The 18458-nt window shown below is 72.1% G+C and carries 19 protein-coding genes; 6 read left to right on the top strand and 13 right to left on the bottom strand.

The window, feature by feature from the left end; translation table 11 throughout:
• Positions 1 to 686 (top strand): ferredoxin--NADP reductase (locus ACFE86_RS09305; RefSeq protein ID WP_375455048.1); only part of this gene is annotated, 686 nt, incomplete at its 5' end.
• Positions 687 to 743: 57 nt separating this feature from the next.
• Here ACFE86_RS09305 and ACFE86_RS09310 read toward each other — a convergent pair.
• From ACFE86_RS09310 to ACFE86_RS09325, 4 genes are all read right to left on the bottom strand, one after another.
• Positions 744 to 3746, bottom strand: coding sequence for a response regulator (locus tag ACFE86_RS09310; RefSeq protein WP_375455049.1), 3003 nt, complete (start codon positions 3744 to 3746; stop codon positions 744 to 746).
• A gap of 238 nt (positions 3747 to 3984) precedes the next feature.
• Complete coding sequence (gene zapE / locus ACFE86_RS09315) at positions 3985 to 5214, bottom strand: cell division protein ZapE (RefSeq protein WP_375455050.1); 1230 nt, start codon at positions 5212 to 5214, stop codon at positions 3985 to 3987.
• Between the two features lie 203 nt (positions 5215 to 5417).
• A complete protein-coding gene (locus tag ACFE86_RS09320; protein ID WP_375455051.1) occupies positions 5418 to 6221 on the bottom strand; it encodes a ComF family protein in 804 nt (267 codons plus the stop codon).
• A 49-nt stretch (positions 6222 to 6270) separates the two neighbouring features.
• Positions 6271 to 6489, bottom strand: a complete 219-nt coding sequence (locus tag ACFE86_RS09325; protein WP_375455052.1) for a hypothetical protein — start codon at positions 6487 to 6489, stop codon at positions 6271 to 6273.
• Between the two features lie 181 nt (positions 6490 to 6670).
• Between ACFE86_RS09325 and ACFE86_RS09330 the strand changes: the two genes are divergently transcribed.
• The gene (locus ACFE86_RS09330; RefSeq protein WP_375455053.1) at positions 6671 to 7570 is read left to right on the top strand and encodes a methyltransferase domain-containing protein; all 900 of its coding nucleotides are present in this window, start codon (positions 6671 to 6673) and stop codon (positions 7568 to 7570) included.
• A complete protein-coding gene (locus ACFE86_RS09335) occupies positions 7567 to 7926 on the top strand; it encodes a DUF427 domain-containing protein (protein ID WP_375455054.1) in 360 nt (119 codons plus the stop codon). Before ACFE86_RS09330 ends, ACFE86_RS09335 begins: the two co-directional genes overlap by 4 nt.
• Positions 7927 to 7952: 26 nt before the next feature.
• On the opposite strand, the gene ACFE86_RS09340 is transcribed toward ACFE86_RS09335, so the two are convergent.
• From ACFE86_RS09340 to ACFE86_RS09350, 3 genes are all read right to left on the bottom strand, one after another.
• Positions 7953 to 9500, bottom strand: a complete 1548-nt coding sequence (locus ACFE86_RS09340) for a DUF6880 family protein (RefSeq protein ID WP_375455055.1) — start codon at positions 9498 to 9500, stop codon at positions 7953 to 7955.
• Between the two features lie 37 nt (positions 9501 to 9537).
• A complete protein-coding gene (locus ACFE86_RS09345; protein ID WP_375455056.1) occupies positions 9538 to 9777 on the bottom strand; it encodes a hypothetical protein in 240 nt (79 codons plus the stop codon).
• Positions 9778 to 9855: 78 nt separating this feature from the next.
• A complete protein-coding gene (locus ACFE86_RS09350) occupies positions 9856 to 10083 on the bottom strand; it encodes a hypothetical protein (protein ID WP_375455057.1) in 228 nt (75 codons plus the stop codon).
• Positions 10084 to 10154: 71 nt separating this feature from the next.
• On the opposite strand from ACFE86_RS09350, the gene ACFE86_RS09355 reads away from it, so the two are divergent.
• Positions 10155 to 10391 (top strand): hypothetical protein, encoded by a 237-nt coding sequence (locus ACFE86_RS09355; RefSeq protein WP_375455058.1) that lies wholly within the window; start codon positions 10155 to 10157, stop codon positions 10389 to 10391.
• A 66-nt stretch (positions 10392 to 10457) separates the two neighbouring features.
• Here ACFE86_RS09355 and fabI read toward each other — a convergent pair whose 3' ends face one another.
• The 3 genes from fabI to fabA form a co-directional block, all read right to left on the bottom strand.
• Positions 10458 to 11288 (bottom strand): enoyl-ACP reductase FabI, encoded by an 831-nt coding sequence (fabI, locus tag ACFE86_RS09360; protein WP_375455059.1) that lies wholly within the window; start codon positions 11286 to 11288, stop codon positions 10458 to 10460.
• A gap of 405 nt (positions 11289 to 11693) precedes the next feature.
• Entirely contained in the window at positions 11694 to 12920 is a 1227-nt protein-coding gene (gene fabB, locus ACFE86_RS09365) for a beta-ketoacyl-ACP synthase I (RefSeq protein WP_375455060.1), read from the bottom strand.
• 135 nt (positions 12921 to 13055) lie between these two features.
• Positions 13056 to 13583 (bottom strand): 3-hydroxyacyl-[acyl-carrier-protein] dehydratase FabA, encoded by a 528-nt coding sequence (gene fabA / locus ACFE86_RS09370; RefSeq protein WP_375455061.1) that lies wholly within the window; start codon positions 13581 to 13583, stop codon positions 13056 to 13058.
• Positions 13584 to 13832: 249 nt separating this feature from the next.
• On the opposite strand from fabA, the gene irr reads away from it, so the two are divergent.
• Complete coding sequence (gene irr / locus ACFE86_RS09375) at positions 13833 to 14345, top strand: Fur family transcriptional regulator Irr (protein ID WP_375455062.1); 513 nt, start codon at positions 13833 to 13835, stop codon at positions 14343 to 14345.
• An 86-nt stretch (positions 14346 to 14431) separates the two neighbouring features.
• On the opposite strand, the gene ACFE86_RS09380 is transcribed toward irr, so the two are convergent.
• Positions 14432 to 14983, bottom strand: a complete 552-nt coding sequence (locus ACFE86_RS09380; protein ID WP_375455063.1) for an SH3 domain-containing protein — start codon at positions 14981 to 14983, stop codon at positions 14432 to 14434.
• A gap of 241 nt (positions 14984 to 15224) precedes the next feature.
• Between ACFE86_RS09380 and ACFE86_RS09385 the strand changes: the two genes are divergently transcribed.
• Complete coding sequence (locus ACFE86_RS09385; RefSeq protein WP_375455064.1) at positions 15225 to 16229, top strand: 2-hydroxyacid dehydrogenase; 1005 nt, start codon at positions 15225 to 15227, stop codon at positions 16227 to 16229.
• A gap of 75 nt (positions 16230 to 16304) precedes the next feature.
• Here the strand turns inward: ACFE86_RS09385 and ACFE86_RS09390 are convergent, their stop codons facing one another.
• Together ACFE86_RS09390 and ACFE86_RS09395 are read right to left on the bottom strand one after the other, a co-directional pair.
• Positions 16305 to 16937, bottom strand: coding sequence for a Crp/Fnr family transcriptional regulator (locus ACFE86_RS09390; protein ID WP_375455065.1), 633 nt, complete (start codon positions 16935 to 16937; stop codon positions 16305 to 16307).
• A gap of 92 nt (positions 16938 to 17029) precedes the next feature.
• Complete coding sequence (locus ACFE86_RS09395) at positions 17030 to 18358, bottom strand: flavin monoamine oxidase family protein (protein WP_375455066.1); 1329 nt, start codon at positions 18356 to 18358, stop codon at positions 17030 to 17032.
• Positions 18359 to 18458: the final 100 nt, after the last annotated feature.

Here is an 18458-nt window from a genome sequence, read left to right on the forward strand (position 1 = left end):
TCCGCTTCCGCAACGGCGAGTTCACGATGATCGGCATCGAGGTCGAGGGCCGGCCGCTGCTGCGCGCCTATTCGGTGGTCTCGGCCAACTACGAGGAGGAGCTGGAGTTCTTCTCGATCAAGGTCGAGAGCGGGCCGCTCACCTCGAAGCTCCAGCACCTCAAGGTCGGCGACCCGATCATCGTCGGCAAGAAGCCCACCGGCACGCTGGTGCTCGACAACCTGATGCCGGGGAAGAACCTGTACCTTCTCGGCACCGGCACCGGGCTGGCGCCGTTCCTGTCGATCATCAAGGACCCGGAGACCTACGAGCGGTTCGCACGCGTCGTGCTCGTCCACGGCTGCCGGCAGGTGCAGGAGTTGGCCTACGGCGAGACCATCACCGAGAGCCTGCCGAAGCACGAATTCCTCGGCGAGATGATCAGCGCCCAGTTGATCTACTACCCGACCGTCACCCGCGAGCCGTTCCGCAACCGCGGCCGGATCACCGACCTGATGGTCTCGGGCAAGCTGTTCGAGGATGTCGGGCTGCCGAACATGACGGTGGCGGACGACCGCTTCATGCTCTGCGGCAGCCCCGACATGATCCGCGACACCCGTGCGTTACTCACGAACAGCGGCTACGAAGAAGGCAACCACGGCGAGGCCGGGCACTACGTCATCGAGAAGGCGTTCGTCGAGAAGTAGCCTTTCGGCAGGACGAGGCTCGACCGGCCTCCTCCGCCGTTCTCGAGCGGGGCGGCGTCAGGTCTTTCCGGAGGGCGCGAGCGCGTCGCCCCGTCCCTCCGCCGGACCGGAGCGGGCACCGGCGCCGGGCTCCGGCATCCCCACCAGTCCGCGCACCTCGCGTGCCAGATCGGCGAGGCTCAGCGAGCCCTTGCTGATCACCCGGTCGGCCTGGCCGGCGAGCCGGCGGCGGTCCTCGGCGGTGATGTCCTTGGCGGTGAGCACGACCACGGGGATGTCGCGCCACTCGGCGCGCGTGCGCAGGGCGCGCAGGAAGCCGAAGCCGTCCATCTCCGGCATCATCAGGTCGAGGAGCACGAGCGCGGGTTTCTCCCGCGCGACCGCCTCCAGCGCCGTGCGCCCGTGCTCGGCCGCGCGCACGGGGAAGCCGTCGCGCTCCAGGAAGGTGGTCAGGCGCTCGCGGGCGTCGGCATCGTCCTCGACCACGAGGATCGGCCCCTCCGCGGTGCCGGGCCGGAACCGGTCGGTCACGGCCTTGAGGTGCCCCCACTCGATCGGCTTGTGCAGGTAGTCGGTGGCGCCGAGCGAGAAGGCGAGGTTCTGCTCGTCGAGGACGGTAACCATCACGATCGGCGTCGCGCCCAACTCCGGGTCGGCGCGCAGCGCCCGCAGCACCGACCAGCCGTCCATCCGCGGCATCGTCACGTCCAGCAGGATCGCGCGGGGGCGCAGGCTCCGCGCCTGCTCCAAGCCCTGGCGTCCGTCCTCGGCGGTCGAGACGGCAAACCCCTCCCGCTCGAGGAAGCGCGCGAGCAGGTCGCGGGTCGCGGCGTCGTCGTCGATGACGAGGATTCTGTTTCCGCCGCCGGCATCCTTCTGAAGCGCGGGCCCGCCGGCTTCGGCGCCGGAGAAGTCCGCCGGCAGGGTCAGGGTGAAGGTGCTGCCCGCGCCCTCCCGGCTCGCGACCTCGACCCGGCCGCCGAGCAGCTCGGCGAACGCGCGGGTGATCGACAGGCCGAGCCCGGTGCCGCCGAAGCGGCGGGTGGTCGAGGCGTCGGCCTGGGTGAACCGCTCGAACAGCTTCCCGACCTGCTCGGGGCTCATGCCGATGCCGGTATCGCTGACCGCGAAGCGCAAGGCGCCGTCGGCCTCGCGTCTCACGGTGAGGCCGACGCGTCCGTTCTCGGTGAACTTCGCCGCGTTGCTCAGGAGGTTGATCAGGCACTGGCGCAGCTTGGTCACGTCGGTATGCGCGGCGCCGACATCGGCCGCGACGGCCAGGTCGAGGGTGTTGCCCTTCTTGGCGATCAGGCCCTCCACGGTGGCGGCGACCTCGTCCACCACCTCGGCGACGGAGAAGTCCTCGGCGTAGATCTCGACGCGCTCGGCCTCGATCTTGGACAGGTCGAGGACGTCGTTGATCAGCCCGAGCAGGTGGCGGGCGTTGGACTCGATCTTCTTCATGTCGGCGATGAGCGAGGGCTCGCCGAGGTCTTCGAGTTCCTCCTGCAGCATCTCGGAATAGCCGATCACCGCCGAGAGCGGCGTGCGCAGCTCGTGGCTCATGTTGGCGAGGAACTGGCTCTTGGCGCGGTTGGCGTCCTCGGCGGCCTGGCGCGCCGCCTCGACCGCGGCTTCCGCAGCCTTCCGCTCGGTGATGTCGGTGTGGGTGCCCACCCATTCCCGCAACGTCCCGTCCTCGGCGAGGATCGGCACCGCACGGATCGCCATGGCGCGGTACGCGCCGTCGGCCCGGCGCAGGCGGTGCTCGGTCTCGTAGGTGTCCGGGGTCGAGAGCGCCGCCCGCCAGTCGCGGTCGGTCCGCACCCGGTCGTCCGGATGGACCGCGTCGAGGAAGCCGGTGCCGAGGTAGGCCGCCTCGTCCTGCCCGGTGAAGCGGGTCCAGGCCGCCTGGCGCGGATGGAGGTCGCCGTCGGCGCTCGCAGTCCAGACGATCGCGGCGCTGGCCTCGATCAGCGAGCGGAACCGCTCCTCGCTGCGACGCATGCGCTGCTCGACGATCTGGCGCAGGGTCTCGTCGAGGACGACGATGCCGACCCCCTCGATCTCCGGCCCGCCCTCGGCGCCGGTGCCGCGCAGGGGATAGAAACTCATCGAGAAGTGCCGCACGCCGCCGGGTGCCGAGGGCGTCGGCACGGCGACCGCCACGTCCGGCGTGACGAGCCCTTCGTTCAGCGCAGCGGCGAGCTTCGGCGCCAGCGCATCCTGCAGCGTCGGCAGCATCGCCCAGATCGGCGCGCCGAGGTCGGCACCGAACCCACGCTCGCTCATCACCGCGAGAGACCGGTTCATGTGGCGGATCTTCAGGTCGCGGTCGAGGAAGCCGAGGCCGACGGGCGCGTTGGCGAGGACGCCGTCGAGCAGGCCCGACATGCGCAGCGATTCCTGCCGCCGCACCAGCGCGAGCCGGGCGAGCAGCACGATCGCGACGACCGCGCACAGGCCCGCGAGCAGCGACAGCAGCAGCGAGCGCGTGCCGTCGCGGACCGCGTCCGCCGCCAGCCGCGCCGTGGTCTCGGCCTGGAGCCCGGCGGTCTCGGCGCGGATCGCGTCCATCAGGCGCTTGCCCTCGCCGGTGCGGACGAGATCGGCCGCGGCCGCGAAGCCGCGGTCGCGCCGTGCCGCCACGACGCGGGCGGCGAAGTCGCGCTTCCCGGCGATGAGGTCGGCCAGCGACGGCGCGCCCCGACGCAGGGGAACCTGCGTGACGCCGCCCAGCGCCGAGAGGCCGGTGTCGATCTCGCCGATCGCCACCTGATAGGGCTGGAGATAGTCGTCGCCCCCGACGATGACGTAGCCGCGCTCGCCGGTCTCCAGGTCCTTCATCGCCGAGAGCAGGCGCTCCAGCCCGGCGACGGTGGCGTTGCCCGCAGCGACCTGCGCACGGTTCGTCTCGCCGGCGACGTGGTTCCAGCCGCCCGCGACGAGGGCCGTCAGGAGCAGCCCGAACGCCACCGGCGAACCGAGCAGGCCGGCCAGCGGCCGCGCGCCGCGCCACCGCGGCCGGCGCAGGACGGCGCTCGATTTCGGGTCCTTCACGAAACCCTCGCGGGCCGGAGCTTCTTCCGAAGGCTCTCCGCTGCGGCGACACGTGCCCCGCTGGCGCTTCGTCGGAGGAGTGTGCTCATGGACGGCCCTGGATCAGTCCCGCGACGCGCCGGATCGGCCGCGAAGACATAGCCGGAGCGGCGCGGTTGTCGAAGCCCGCGATCGGCGCCGGCGAAGGACGAGATCGGCACGGGCCGGCCGGAGGTCGCCCCGCGCCGGCACGAAGGCATCAGGTCTCCACCAGCCCGGTCGTCGCCCCGGAAGCTTCCGAATCCGCGCGCCCGTGCGGCAGGGCGAGGTAGTCCACCGAGCGCATCTCGATCAGGCGCGACACCGTCCGCGCGAACTCGAACGCCTCGCGGCCCTCCGCGACGGTGTAGAGCGCCGGCGCCTCCGCCGCGGCCGAGGCGACGAGCTTCACGTGCCGGTCGTAGAGCGTGTCGATCAGGGTGATGAAGCGTTTGGCCTCGTTGCGGTCGTTCTCGCCCATCACCGGGATGTCCTCGACGATCATCGTGTGGAAGGCCCGCGCCAGAGCCATGTAGTCCGAGGCGCCGAGCGGCTGGGCGCAGAGGTCACGGAAGCCGAACCGCGCGACGCCCGCGGCCTCGTCGGGCACAGCGATGTCGCGGCCGTGGACCCGGATCGTCGCGGACCGCCCCTTCGCCCGGCCGGTGAGTCCCTTGAAGGCGGCATCGATCGCCGTCCGGGCGGCCAGGTCGGCCGGCACGTGGTAGACGGGCGCGCCGCCGAGCTTCTCCAGCCGGAAGTCGGTGCGCGCGTCGAGCCGCAGCACCGCGACCCGCTCCTTCAGGTCTTCGACGAAGGGCAGGAACAGCGCCCGGTTCAGGCCGCCCTCGTAGAGCCGGTCGGGCGCGACGTTCGAGGTCGCGACGATGGTCACGCCGCGCCTGAACAGCGCGCCGAACAGCCGCCCGAGGATCATCGCATCGGCGATGTCGGTCACCGTGAACTCGTCGAAGCAGAGCAGCATCGCCTCGTCGGCGAGCGCGTCGGCCACGGGGGCGATCGGATCGTCGCCCTTCACCGCGCCGCGTTTGAGCGCCTGCCGGTAGGCGTGGATGCGCTCGTGCACGTCGGCGAGGAATCCGTGGAAGTGGACGCGGCGCTTCGAGCCGGGGGCCGCCTCGTGAAACAGGTCCATCAGCATCGTCTTGCCGCGCCCGACCGAGCCCCAGATGTAGAGCCCCTTCGGCGGACCGCCCTCGTCCTTGCGCGAGAACAGCCAGCCCAGGGCGCTGCCCTTCCGCGCACGCCGCCGCCGGTCGAGGTCCTGCACCAGGCGGTCGAGGGCACGCACGAGCCGGGCCTGCGCCGGATCGCGCTCGATCGCACCGGAGGCGATCAGCGATTCGTATCGCTCGTGGACCGGGCCGGGGGAGACGGCGCCGGAGAGCGCGTCGGCCGACGGAGCACGGCTCGGCGATGTCTGGCTCACGGCATCGGGCTCACGACCTCGTCGAGGCGGCCGCGGCGCGGTGCCCTGCGACCCGTCTGCCGCGCCGGGACGGTACGATCAACCCTGCCGAGCGCGCCGTGACCGCCGCTGCGCTGATCTTCGGCGCGTTCGTGCCCGGCACCTCGCACGGCGTCGGAGCGTTGCGGCCCTTCGGGTGCCGGTCGGCGAGCCGCGTCGATCGGTCAACCCGCCGGATCGCCGACCAGCGCGAAGGTGAGGAGGTCGACCGAGGCCGCGCCCCCGCGCAGCAGCGCGCGGGCGGCCGCGTTGGCGGTGGCGCCCGTCGTCGTCACGTCGTCGATCAGAAGGACGCGCCGGCCCTGGATGCAGGCCCGGTGCGCCGGGGGCACGCGGAACGCGCCCTGGAGGTTCTCCGCGCGTCCGATGCGGGTGAGCCCCACCTGCGAGCGCGTCGCCTTCACGCGCGCGAGCGCCTGCGGCACGAACGGCAGGGCGGCGGCCCGGGCGATCGGCCGGGCGAGCACGGCCGCTTGGTTGAAACGCCGCCGCCACAGGCGCCAGCGATGCAGGGGCACTGGTACGACGCAATCCGCCTCGACCATCAGTGCACCGCCGGCGGCCGCCATCATCCGCGCCATCGCCTTGGCGAGGTCGAGGCGATCCTCGTACTTCAGGCGATGCACCAAGCCGCGTGCGGTGTCGTCGTAGAGCGCGACGGCCCGGGCCCGCGCGAAGACCGGTGGCTCGGCGATGGCGCGCGGCGAGAGCAGCGGTCCGATCCCGAGGTCGATCGCGAACGGCGTGCCGTAGCGCGGACAGCGCGGTTCCTCGATCAGCCGAAGGCCGGCCCAGCAGCCCGGGCAGAGCGCGCCGGGATCGGCGGTCGCCGCACCGCAGCCGGCGCAGGAGGGCGGGTAGACCAGGCCGACCGCGATCCGGCCGAGCGTCCTGACGATGGCGAAAGGCCGGGCGCCGGGAAGCGGGCGGTCCTCATGAGGTGATTCGGCAGCCTCGGCGGGAGGCATCGGGTCGATCGTGTCCGCGGGCGAGGCCGGCAGGGCGAGGCCAGCCGCGTCAGCGCGCGGCGGGCCGCGCCTGATCGTCGCGACGCGCCTGCGCGTTCGCGCGATGGCGGCCGACCGCGCAACCGGCCGCGGCACCGACCAGCCCGTGATGGCCGGCATAATGCCCGGCGATGCCGCCGACGATGGCGCCCTTGATGCAGCCCTTCGCCTGCGCACCGGTCGAGACGATCGCGAGGGCCAGCGCGGCCCCGAACAGCGTGCGTGTCATGGCGGGTCACTCCGCAACGCGGTCGCGGCGACCGCGAGCACAGCAGGAACGGCGCAGTCCCACGGCCGTTCCCCACTCGCGCAACCGTGATCGGAGCGCCGCGGATGATGTTCGGTGATCGCGGTCGCGGCGTCGTCCCACGCTGGCATCCGGGTGCCTCGCGCGCCATGTGACACCCGGCATGACCGATCCATCGCCCCTGTTCGACACCGCGCTCGTGCGCCGCCGCCTCGCCCGGGCGCGCGCCGGCGGGTATGCCGACTTCCTGCTCGCCCGGCTGGTGGAGGACCTCGACGACCGCCTCGGCGCCGTGCTGCGCGACTTTGCTGCGATCCTCGATCTCGCGACGCCGACGGACGCCGCCGCCGCCGCCCTGTCGGCGCGTTACGGCGCCGGCACGGTGCTCCGCCTCGCCGCGCTGCCGGAGATGCCGGCGGGTCGCGTGCTGCGGGCCGTGGCCGACCCCGAGTTCCTGCCGGCGGCGCCGGCCGGCTTCGACCTCGCGGTGTCGCTGCTGGCGCTCCAGGGCGTCAACGATCTCCCCGGCGCGCTGGTCCAGCTCCGCCGCGCGCTGCGACCGGACGGGCTGTTCCTCGGATGCCTGCTCGGCGGCGCGACGCTCACCGAATTGCGCCAAAGCTTCGCCCAGGCCGAGAGCGAGGTCGAGGGCGGCGTCAGCCCCCGCGTCGCGCCGTTCGCCGCGGTGCGCGAGGCCGGCGCGCTGCTGCAGCGGGCGGGCTTCGCCCTGCCGGTCGCCGACACCGAGACGCTGACGGTGCGCTATGCCGACGCCTTCGCCCTGATGCGCGACCTGCGCGCCATGGGGCTGACCAACGCACTCACCGAGCGTCGCCGCACCCCGCTGCGCCGCGCCACCCTCCTGCGGATGGCCGAGATCTACGCCGCGCGGTTCGCCGACCCCGACGGGCGGCTCCGCGCCACCTTCGAGGTCCTGTGGCTTTCCGGCTGGGCGCCGCACGCGAGCCAGCAGACGCCGCTGAAGCCCGGCAGCGCGAAGGCGCGGCTGGCCGACGCGCTCGGCACCATCGAGCTGAAACCCGACGACAGGAGCACACGATGAAGCAGCCCGGCCCCGACCATCCGATCACCATCTCTGCCCATCCGGGCCGCGTCCGGGTGATGCTGAACGGCGTCGCAGTAGCCGAGAGCCGCAACGCGCTGTCGCTGACGGAGGCGCATTACCCGCCGGTCCTCTACATTCCGCGCGCCGACGCCGACCTCGCGCATTTCAAGCCGTCGGCGCGCAGCAGCCATTGCCCGTACAAGGGCGACGCGAGCTACTTCGACCTCGTGGTGGCTGGCGTGCACCGGCCGAATGCGGTGTGGAGCTACGAGGCCCCGTTCCCGGCGGTCGCCGGGATCGCCGGACACCTCGCGTTCTATCCCGACCGCGTCGACGCGATCGAGACGGCTTGAGGGCGCGGTTTCGCAAAACCTGGCGGCTATCCCTTGAGCAGGCTCCAGAAGCCGTACTTGCGTCCGTGCGTCTTGCGCAGGCCCGACCGGTAGGTTTCCGGATCAGGCTCGACGCGCGCCGGCTCCAGGCGCGGCGCGAGCTGGTCGAGTTCGGTCAGGTAGCGCGCCGCATGCGGATAGGCGTTGCTGCGGCCCTGCCCGAGGATGTCGTCGATCAGCCGGCGGTAGAGCAGCGTCGCGGCCGGCGGGTGCGCGGCCGCCAGCGCGTCGGCCGCCGTACCGAGCAACCGGTACTGCTCGCTCCTCCAGGCCGATCGGTGGTCGAGCACCAGGCGCGCGGCGCGGTCGAGGCTCGGCCACGCCACGAGGAAGGCGAGCGCGCGGTGCGGGTCCGCGTGCCGGCTCACGTGGTCGAGGGCGCGCTCCAGCGTCTCCTCGTCCTCGAAATCCGGGAGCTTGGCGATGTGGGCACGCAGCATCTCCGCGTCGAGCATCGTCTCGAAACCCTTCCAGCGCAGGGCCTGTGCCTCGTCGCCGCGGCCGAGCGCGTCGAGGATGCGGCATTCCAGGCCGAGGCGCTCCCGCGCGGGCGCGTTCGGATCGATGTCGCCCTCGGCGAGCATCTCGCGGGTGATCACGCGGATGCGCGACGGTTGTGGCCGGCCGATCCAGTCCAGGGCCTCGGCGGCGCGGCCTGCATCGAGCAGGCGCCGGGCGATCTCCGATGGGTCCGGCCGTTCCGGCATGATCGCCTGTTCGAGCGCGATGTAGCCGTCGACGTCCCCGACCCGGTCGGCGATGTCCTGCCGTAGCCGGAGCAGGTGAGACCGCTCGAGATCGGCCCGGAACGCCGCCGCCTCGCTCTTCTCTCCGGTGCTCCTCGCCGGTGCCGCCGCCACCCCGGCGAGGCCCGCATCGAGCGCGGCGAGGGCGGCGGGCGCGAGGCGCGGGACGAGGTCGCGGATCAGCATGCCGAACGGTCCGTAGGGGTCGGCGGCAAAGCGCGGCAGCAGCGTCAGCGCGAACCGTCCGGCTTCTTCGGCCCCGCAGGCGGCGGCGATGTCGACGGCGGCGTCGGAGGCCCGCTCGTAGATCGCCTGCGTCGCGCCCGCGTTGTCGTCGACGCGGTTGAGGACGCCGTCGGCACCGCCGAGGAAGCGCGTCAGCCGCTCCAGGGCGGCTGCCGGATCGAGGGGGCGCAACTCGGTGAGGATCACCCGGACGGTGGCGTCGAGGTCGGCAATGAAGGCCCTGCGCTTCTGCCAATCGATGTAGCCGCGAGCACCCTCCAGGGCCGTCAGCCGCCGGTCGATGAGCGCGGCCACCGCATCCGGCCCCTGCAATGCCGCCAACGCCGCGCTGACGAGTTTCTTGAAGCCTGCGTTGCGTGCGGTCTCGTCAAGGATCAGGCCAATCAGCCGGTCCGACCCCAGCGCGGCGAGCGTCTCGGGCGACGGCGTCGTCCGGCGGGCGCCCTTCGGCGGCTTCGCGGGCAGCGGCGCGGCCTCGACGACGGGCGCCGGTTCCGAAGCGGTCCTGGGGCTTCGCGGCGTCGAGGCCGCCTTCCGTGCCATCGCGGGTGCGGGCCTTGCCGCCATGGCCGTCCCGAGCTCAGCCCTCGACCTTGGCGGTCGGACGGTCGTTGCCCTGCGCGGTCCCGTCGTGCCGGCCGCCGGCCCCGTCCTGAGGGCGGATTCCCTCCGTCGAGCCCGGCACCTGCTGCTCGGCCGCCGCGGCCTGGGCGGCCTGGAGGGCGTCGGTGCGGCTCGGGAACGTTTCCGAGAACACGTCGCCGACCTTGTAGGCGTAGCCGCCGTCGTGCGCGACGATCTGATAGGTGACTTCGGACATCGGAAAACTCCCGGACGCAGAACGGAGATGGTCCAGCGCGAACACCCCGGCAACGCGCCGGTTCCGCGCGGGGGCGACTCAGTGCTTCGTCCGAGGCGCCCAGGGGAGGCGCCCGACGGCCGCCTCGCAGCCGGCGATCAGCGAGGCGCGCGCATCGTCGGCCGCGTAGCCGACGCCGTCGGCGAAGGCGACGACGTGGGTCGCGCCGTCGCTCTCGCGGCGGATGCGCGCCACCCAGCCGTCCGACGTCCGTTCGAACGCGACCGCGTAGGCGGTGCCGTCCTGCTCGATCCGATGCGGTTCCATGGCCGTTCCCCGTCCCCATGGCGCCAGGGTAGCCCTATCTGCCGATCGCGCCGACGACGCAAAGGACCGCCATGCCCTTCAGCACCGCCCTCGCCGCCGCCCTGATCGCGGCGCTGCCGCTGCCCGCCGCCGCGCAGGACGCAGGATACGCCGGAGGCGCCGCCCCCGGCGTGCCCGCGAATCCCTTCGCCTCGAACTATCCCTCGGCACCGCCGCCGCGCGGCGTCGTGGAGCGGCGTGAGCGCCGCGCCGTCCGCCGTCCGGCGCGCGCGCCGGAATTGCTGCCGCCGGGCCGCATCCCGCGATGAGGGAAGGAGCGTCGCGGCTCGCGGGCGGCGGGCGGGTCCACCCGATCCTGCCGAGCGAGATCGTCGTCAGGCGTCGCCGACGACGCCGGCCTCGTCCTGCGCCTGGAGCACGTCGGGGCGCGGCATCGCGATGATGTTGTAGCCCGAATCGACGAAATGCACCTCGCCGGTGACGCCGCCCGAGAGCTCGGAGAGCAGGTAGAGCGCCGAGCCGCCGACGTCGTCCAGCGTCACCGTGCGCCGCAGCGGGGCGTGCGCCTTCTGGTGGTTGAACATCAGGCGGGCGTCGGCGATGCCGGCACCGGCCAGCGTCCGCATCGGGCCGGCGGAGAGGGCGTTCACCCGGATGCCGTCCGGGCCGAGATCGGTGGCGAGGTAGCGCACCGAGGCTTCCAGGGCCGCCTTGGCGACGCCCATGACGTTGTAGTTCGGCATCACGCGGGTCGAGCCGCCATAGGTCAGCGTCAGGAGCGCGCCGCCCGCGTGCATGCGCTTGGCCGCGCGCTGCGCGATCTCGGTGAAGGAGAAGCACGAGATCGTCATCGTGCGCGCGAAGTTCTCGCGGGTGGTGACGTCGAGGTAGCGCCCCTTGAGCTGAGCCTTGTCGGAGAAGCCGATGGCGTGGACCACGAAATCGAGGGTTCCCGCGAAGCGTTCGTCGAGCGCGGCGAAGGCCGCGTCGACGGAGGCGAGGTCCTCCACGTCGCAGGGCAGCACGATGTCCGAATCGAGCCGCGCGGCCAGCGGCGCGACCCGCCTGCCCAGCGCCTCGCCCTGATAGGTGAAGGCCAGCTGCGCGCCGTGCCGGTGCAGGGTCCTGGCGATACCCCAGCCGATCGAGTGGTCGTTGGCCACGCCCATGATCAGGCCGCGCTTGCCCGCCATCAAACCCGTCATCCGATCCGCCACTCCCCTGCCGCTCGGCCCCGATGCGAGGTCCGATCCAGGGCGGGAGGCTTAGGCGCGGGTCGTGTCGCTGTCCAATCGGCAGCCGTGAAGACAGGCAGGCTTCCCTTGCAACCAGGATTCGGCCCTGTCGCCGGCAGCGGGTCCGTCAGAAATAGCCGCCGGTCTGCGCCTTCGCATCGTCGATGAGGATCTGCTTGGCATAGATGCCGGCCGATCCGACGATCACGACGGCGAGCGTCAATCCGATCAGGAACAGGGTCATCCGCGTGGGTCTTCCGTCGACGGGTCTCCACGAGAACCGAGATCTGCAGCTTGGGTTCCAAACCGTTAACGTCGGCTTCCCGCGGAGGGCGTTTTCGCGATGGCCGGCCCCCGAACGCCGCGGATGCCCGCTCAGGCGTCGAGGTTCTTGAGGACGAGCGTGGCGTTGGTGCCGCCGAACCCGAAGGAATTCGAGAGCACATGGCCGAGCCTCGCGCCATCCCGGCGCGCGCGCAGGATCGGCATGTCGGAGAAGGCCGGATCGAGTTCGTCGATATGCGCGCTGGCGCAGATGAAGCCGTCGTTCATCATCAGCAGCGAATAGATCGCCTCCTGCACCCCGGTCGCCCCGAGGGAATGCCCGGTGAGCGACTTCGTCGCCGCGATCGCCGGGCACGCATCGCCGCGGCCGAATACGTCGCGGATCGCCGCGATCTCCTTTTCGTCGCCCACCGGCGTCGAGGTCGCGTGCGGGTTGATGTAGTCGATCCGCGCACCTTTGAGCCCTTCGATCGCCTGGCGCATGCAGCGCATCGCACCTTCGCCTGAGGGGGCGACCATGTCGTGCCCGTCCGAGGTGGCGCCGTAGCCCGCGATCTCACCGTAGATCCGTGCCCCGCGCGCCTTGGCGTGCTCCAGCTCTTCGAGCACCAGCACGCCGGCGCCACCCGCGATGACGAAGCCGTCGCGGTTCGCGTCGTAGGCCCGGGAGGCGCGGGCGGGCGTGTCGTTGTACTTCGACGACATGGCGCCCATCGCGTCGAACAGCACCGACAGCGTCCAGTCGAGGTCCTCGCAGCCGCCGGCGAAGATGACGTCCTGGCGCCCGCCCTGGATGATCTCTGCGGCGTTGCCGATGCAGTGGTTCGAGGTCGCGCAGGCCGAGGCGATCGAGTAGTTCACGCCCTTGATCTTGAACCAGGTCGCGAGCGTCGCCGAGGCGGTCGAGGACATCGCCTTCGGCACCGCGAACGGGCCGACGCGCTTGGGGCCCTTCTCGCGGGCGATCGCCGCGGATTCGACGATGACCCGTGTCGAGGGACCGCCGGAGCCCATGATGATGCCGGTGCGCGGGTGCGAGATCTCGCCGGCCTCGAGCCCGGCATCGCGGATCGCCTGATCCATCGCCACGTGGTTCCAGGCGGTGCCGCCGCCGTGGAAGCGCATCGCGCGCCGGTCGACGATGCCCTCGGGGTCGAGGTCCGGCCGGCCCGAGACCTGGCTGCGGAAGCCGTGCTCGGCGTAAGATCCGTCGTGCGCGATCCCGGAGCGGCCCTCGCGCAGCGACGCGAGCACCTCCTGCGTGTTGTTTCCGATGGACGAGACGATGCCCATCCCGGTGACGACGACACGGCGCATGAACGGACTTGTCTCCACGGCGACGCAACCCCGGGCTCGAGCGTCGCACTCCCCGTCAGCTAGGATGCCGCAGGCCCGATCTCAACCGGCGACGCGGCATCCCGTTGCCCGGGCGCCCCGAATCCGCCCGGCGTCTCAGCTCTGAAACAGCGCGACGCGCAGGTCCTTGGCCTCGTAGATGCGCTTTCCGTCCGCCTCCAGCCATCCGTCGGCGATGCCGAGGACGAGCTTGCCGGTGCGCACACGCCGGAGGTCGATCCCGTAGACCACCTGCCTGACGCTCGGCAGAACCTGATCGGTGAACTTGACCTCGCCGACGCCGAGCGCGCGGCCGCGGCCCTGCGCGCCGAGCCAGCCAAGGTGGAACCCGACAAGCTGCCACAATGCGTCGAGCCCGAGGCAGCCCGGCATCACCGGGTCGCCCTTGAAGTGGCACGGGAAGAACCAGAGGTCGGGTCGGATATCGAATTCGGCGCGCACGTGGCCCTTGCCGTAGGCGCCGCCCTCGGCCTCGATCGCGGTGATGCGGTCGAACATCAGCATCGGCGGCAACGGCAACTGGGCGTTGCCGGCGCCGAAGAGCTCGCCGCGCCCGCAGGCGAGCAGGTCCTCGTAGGCGTAGTGCGAGGCGCGGGGCGCAGTCTGTTCGGTGTCGGGCGGCATGAAGGCGGATCGGTCCTCGTATCTGTCGTCGGCCGCGAAGCCCGCGCTCGATCCGGCAGCGGCGCGGGCCCTTGCCTCCGGATCTCGCGCGGCGCGAAAGGCGGCAGGCGCAGCATCGTTAGCATAGGGGCCGAGCCGGCTCCAAGCTTGGGCGCGGGACGGCCGTGGGACGCGGGTTGCGGCGGGGTGACCATTCCCATATACCCGAGTACGAATTTCCAGCCCTCCCGCGAGTGTTCCGTCCCGCCGATGTCCGAACTGGTGTCCCTTCAGGCCGCGCTCAACGCCCGCATTCCGGCCCTTTCGGGGGACGCGTCGGGCGGCGCCCGCCGCGGCTGCCCGCTCTCGGACCTGCGCGACCGGCTGCGGCGCGCCGGCCTGCGCCCGACGCGGCAGCGCCTCTCCCTCGGCTGGCTGTTGTTCGGTCGCGGCGACCGCCACCTGACCGCCGAGATGCTCTACGACGAGGCGATGCGCGCCAAGGTGCCGGTCTCGCTCGCGACCGTCTACAACACGCTGCATCAGTTCACCGAGGCCGGCCTCCTGCGCCAGCTCGCGCTGGACGGCTCGAAAGCCTATTTCGACACCAACCCGTCGGAGCACCATCACTTCTTCCTCGAGGACGAGGGACAGGTGCTGGACATGCCCGATTGTGGCATCACCGTCGAATCGCTCCCCGAGGCGCCCGAAGGCATGGAGATCGCCGGCGTCGAGGTGATCGTGCGGCTGCGCCGCCGCCCGGGCGTCCGCCGCCAGGGTTGATTGGCCAGGGTTGATTGGCTAGGTCTGAGCGGCCTGCTCAAGAGACGGGGATGGTGACACAAGGCCCGGCGATGACCGGGCTTTTCTCATTCCACCTTCTCGTCGGGATAGACGCCCCAGAGCCGGTCCTGGTGGATGTAGCCGTCGACGTCGCGATTCGAGGGCAGGGCGACGACGAGGCGACACCACGAACCGGTGCAGCTCTTGACGCTGCCGATCACCCCGGCTTCCAGGCGCGCCTCGTCCTCGGCGCCGTCGTCGGCCCGCGCCCGCAGCGGGATCGCCGCCTTGTCCGCATTCTTCGGCGCCGTGACCATGGCGGTGCGGCGGCCCGACAGGAGCGAGTGCAGAACCCAGCCCTCCGTTCCCTCCGAGTCGCGGATGCGGCGCCAGGTCTCGAACTCGGCCACGATCTCGACCGGCATGCCCGCGCGCTGGAACACCCAAAGCGTGCGGTGGTCCTTCGACGGTCCCTCGCGCAGGTTGACCCGGTCGGTCTTGAGGCTGGCGTAGCGGGGCAGCGGCAGCCTGGTGACTGGACCGGTCGCGATATCCGGGCCCGCATTGGTCGACGGCGCGGCCGAGGCCGGCACCGCGAGGAGGACGGCGCCCGCGAAGCAGAGCCTGGCAAACCGCATCGTCCGTCTCCCGTTGTCCCGCCGGGGGCAAACGCCCGCGCCGACCGATCGTGCCTACGTTGCCGCCCGCGCCGCCGATTGTGTTCCGGCTTCGCTCTGATAGAGAGGCCGGCAGCCGTCCGCTCCTGTCTGGCCGAGCTCGGTTAACGGAGCTTGAAGCCGGGAACGGCCGGCTTGCGCAGCGCACCGAAGCCGCGGGCGACAGCGCGTCGGGCCGGCCGGGGTCGGTTTTGTGGGAGGGATGATGTCGTTGAAGCGCAAGCCGCTCGTCGTAGTGACGCGACGCCTGCCGGACGCGGTCGAGACGCGGATGCGCGAGCTGTTCGACGCGCGTCTCAACCACGACGACACCCCGCTCTCCCACGAGCAGCTCGCCGCCGCGATGCGCGAGGCCGACGTGCTGGTCCCCACCGTCACCGACGAGATCGATTCCGGGCTGATGGCCCAGGCCGGCCCGAACCTGCGGCTGATCGCCAATTTCGGCAACGGCGTCGATCACATCGACGTCGGCGTGGCCCTGGAGCGCGGCATCACCGTCACCAACACCCCCGGCGTGCTGACCGAGGACACCGCCGACATGACGATGGCGCTCATCCTCGCCGTCGCCCGCCGGGTGACCGAGGGCGCGCGGATCATCCCCGACGACGACTGGACCACGGGCTGGTCGCCGACCTGGATGCTCGGACGCCGCATCACGGGAAAACGCCTCGGCATCGTCGGCATGGGCCGGATCGGGCAGGCGCTGGCGCGCCGCGCGAAGGCGTTCGGGCTGCAGATCCACTATCACAACCGCCGCCGGGTTCCGGCGGCGATCGAGGCTGGGCTGGAGGCGACCTACTGGGAATCGCTCGATCAGATGCTGGCCCGCGTCGACATCGTCTCGACGAACTGCCCGCACACGCCGGCGACCTACCACCTCCTGTCGGCCCGCCGCCTCAAGCTGCTCAAGCCCGAGGCGATCGTGGTGAACACCGCCCGCGGCGAGGTGATCGACGAGAACGCGCTCGCCCGCCTGATCGAGGCCGGCGAGGTCTCGGGCGCCGGCCTCGACGTGTTCGAGCAGGAGCCGGCGGTGAGCCCGCGCCTGATCAAGCTCGCCAGGGCGGGAAAGGTGGTGCTGCTGCCGCACATGGGCTCGGCGACCTTCGAGAGCCGGATCGACATGGGCGAGAAGGTCATCATCAACATCAAGACCTTCATGGACGGCCACCGTCCGCCGGACCGCATCCTGCCGAGCATGCTCTGAGGCGGGGCGCCGCGCCGGGCATCGCCGTCTCCGCCCCGCTTCGGGCGTCCGGGGGGCGGCGGTCTCTCCGGCCGCCTACATCACGTCGCCGCCGGCCGGCACGGGCTGGCTCACCCCCCCGGCCGCCGCGCTCTGGAACAGCCGCTCGCTCGTGAGCTTCAGGAAACGGAACCCGAATTCGGGGTTCTGGTAGTACAGTTGCTTGACCGCGGAATAAGGCACCTCCAGCGCGCGTCCGGCCTCGCTGCACACCAGCGAGGCGGTGCGGCGGTTGCCGGGCGAGAGCAGGCCGAGTTCGCCGACGATGCCGCCGGCCCGCACCTCGATCCCGTATTCGGGGATGCGGAAGCAGCCGCTCTCGACGTAGTACATCGCCGCTGCCGCGTCCCCCTTGCCGAAGAGCGCGGCGCCGGCCGCGAAGAGCCGCTCGGTGCCGTATGGCTTGAGCCAGTCGAGGGACAGGTCGCCCTCGGCGGCGGTCTCGACGTCGCGCACGAGCCGGACCATCTGCCAGAGCCGGTAGGCGTTGAACGGGATCTGGATCGCCTCGGTCAGCACCACCGGCATGCTGCCGATGAGGAAGCCGTAGGTGATGACCGCGGCGCTCGCCACAAGGGAGATGATCCGCAACGGGATCATCGTGCTCATCGCCGAGGCGGCGATGGTCAGCGCGGTCCCGATATAGCCGATGCCCTCGACCCAGTTCATGCAACCGCTCCTGCGCCGCGAATGCCGTGCGGCCTGATCCATCGCGTTTTCGGTCCGTCCGCAAGGCGAACCGGACCCGTGGCGTCATGCGGTCAGGCGGCTGTGCCTATCCGGATACGCTCGGCCACCGCCTCGGCCGCCCGCGTGCCCTCGGCGTAGGCGCCGCCCGTGGTGCCCCATTGCAGGCGCGACAGCGCCTCGCCCGCAAACCAGATCCGGTCGCCGACCGGCGCGTGCAGGACCTGTCGCGCCGCCGCATGCCCCGGCGGCACGACCGCCCAGGAACCGCGCGACCACGGATCGTGGCGCCACGCGCTCACCACCGGGATCGACAGGTCGCGCAGCCGCGCGGCGCCGAAATGCGCGGCCAGCGTCGCGCGCACACGGCGGCGGACGCCGTCGGCGCCGGTCCCGGCCGCGTCGATCCGCCCGGCGGCGACCGAGTCGAGCTCGAAATAGTGGAACGGCGTGCCGTCGATCCGGGTGAGCAGGCCCGGCGGGCTGAGGCGGCTCCCGACGAGGCCGGCGAGCCGGTCGCGGCCTTGGAACGGGCAGGACGGCCAGTGCAGCACCGCGTGCTCGTAGATGCCGGTCGAGAACCCGTCGATCGCGGTGCGTACCCGCGCCGGGAGAGCGGGGGCGAAGTCGACGCTCGCGCGCAGCACCATCACCGGAACGGTGACGATGACCGCCCGCGCCGCGAACCTGCGCCCGTCCGTCGTCTCGACCCGGACGCCGTCGCCCGACCAATCGATGCCCGCGACCGGGCTCGACAGGGCGATCGGCAGCCCCTGTGCGAGGCGGGCGAGATAGCCGCCATATCCGCCCGCGACGAAGTGGTTGTCGGCATAGTCCATGTTCGGGACGTCGTGGAGCGAGACGTCGTCGAGCGGCCGGCCGGAGACGAGCCCGTGCACCTGCGCGACGCGGGCACCCCAGGGGCCGAGGCTGCGGGGCAGGGCGCTCGCGGCGGATCGGTCCGGCCCGCCGTCGGCGGCGCCCGCTTGCATCGCCCGGTCGGCGCGGCCGAAGGCGAGGGCGGAGGTCGCGGCCTCCGCCGGCCGGCCGCGCCGGTGCCCGACCCAGACGTGGCCCTCCTGCGCGGCTCGGCGCAGCGGCTCGCCGCGCGCTCTGCCGAGGGCGACGAGCGGGTTGATCGGCCCGGCATGGAGCCAGTGCGCCCCGAGGTCGATCGCGTGGCCGCGCAGCAGGGTGGTCACGGTCCGGCCGCCGACGCGGTCGCGCGCCTCCAGCACCGCGACCGGCACCCCCGCCGCCACCAGGGAGCGTGCGGCGGCGATCCCGGCCGCGCCCGCGCCCACGACGATCACCTCCGGGGCCGCGGGCAGGGGGCCGAGCCGGGCGGCAATGCTCGGCGCGAAGCCGGCATGGGATGGCGTCGCCCTGGATATCGAACGCATGCGCGGACCGGCCTCCTCGTCGTGACGGGCCTTCGGCGAACGCCGGGCCCCGGCAAACGCACGCACCGACCCTCGCGGGCAGGCCGCGAGGACCTTGCGG

Source organism: uncultured Methylobacterium sp., from assembly GCF_964244095.1.
GTDB lineage: Bacteria > Pseudomonadota > Alphaproteobacteria > Rhizobiales > Beijerinckiaceae > Methylobacterium.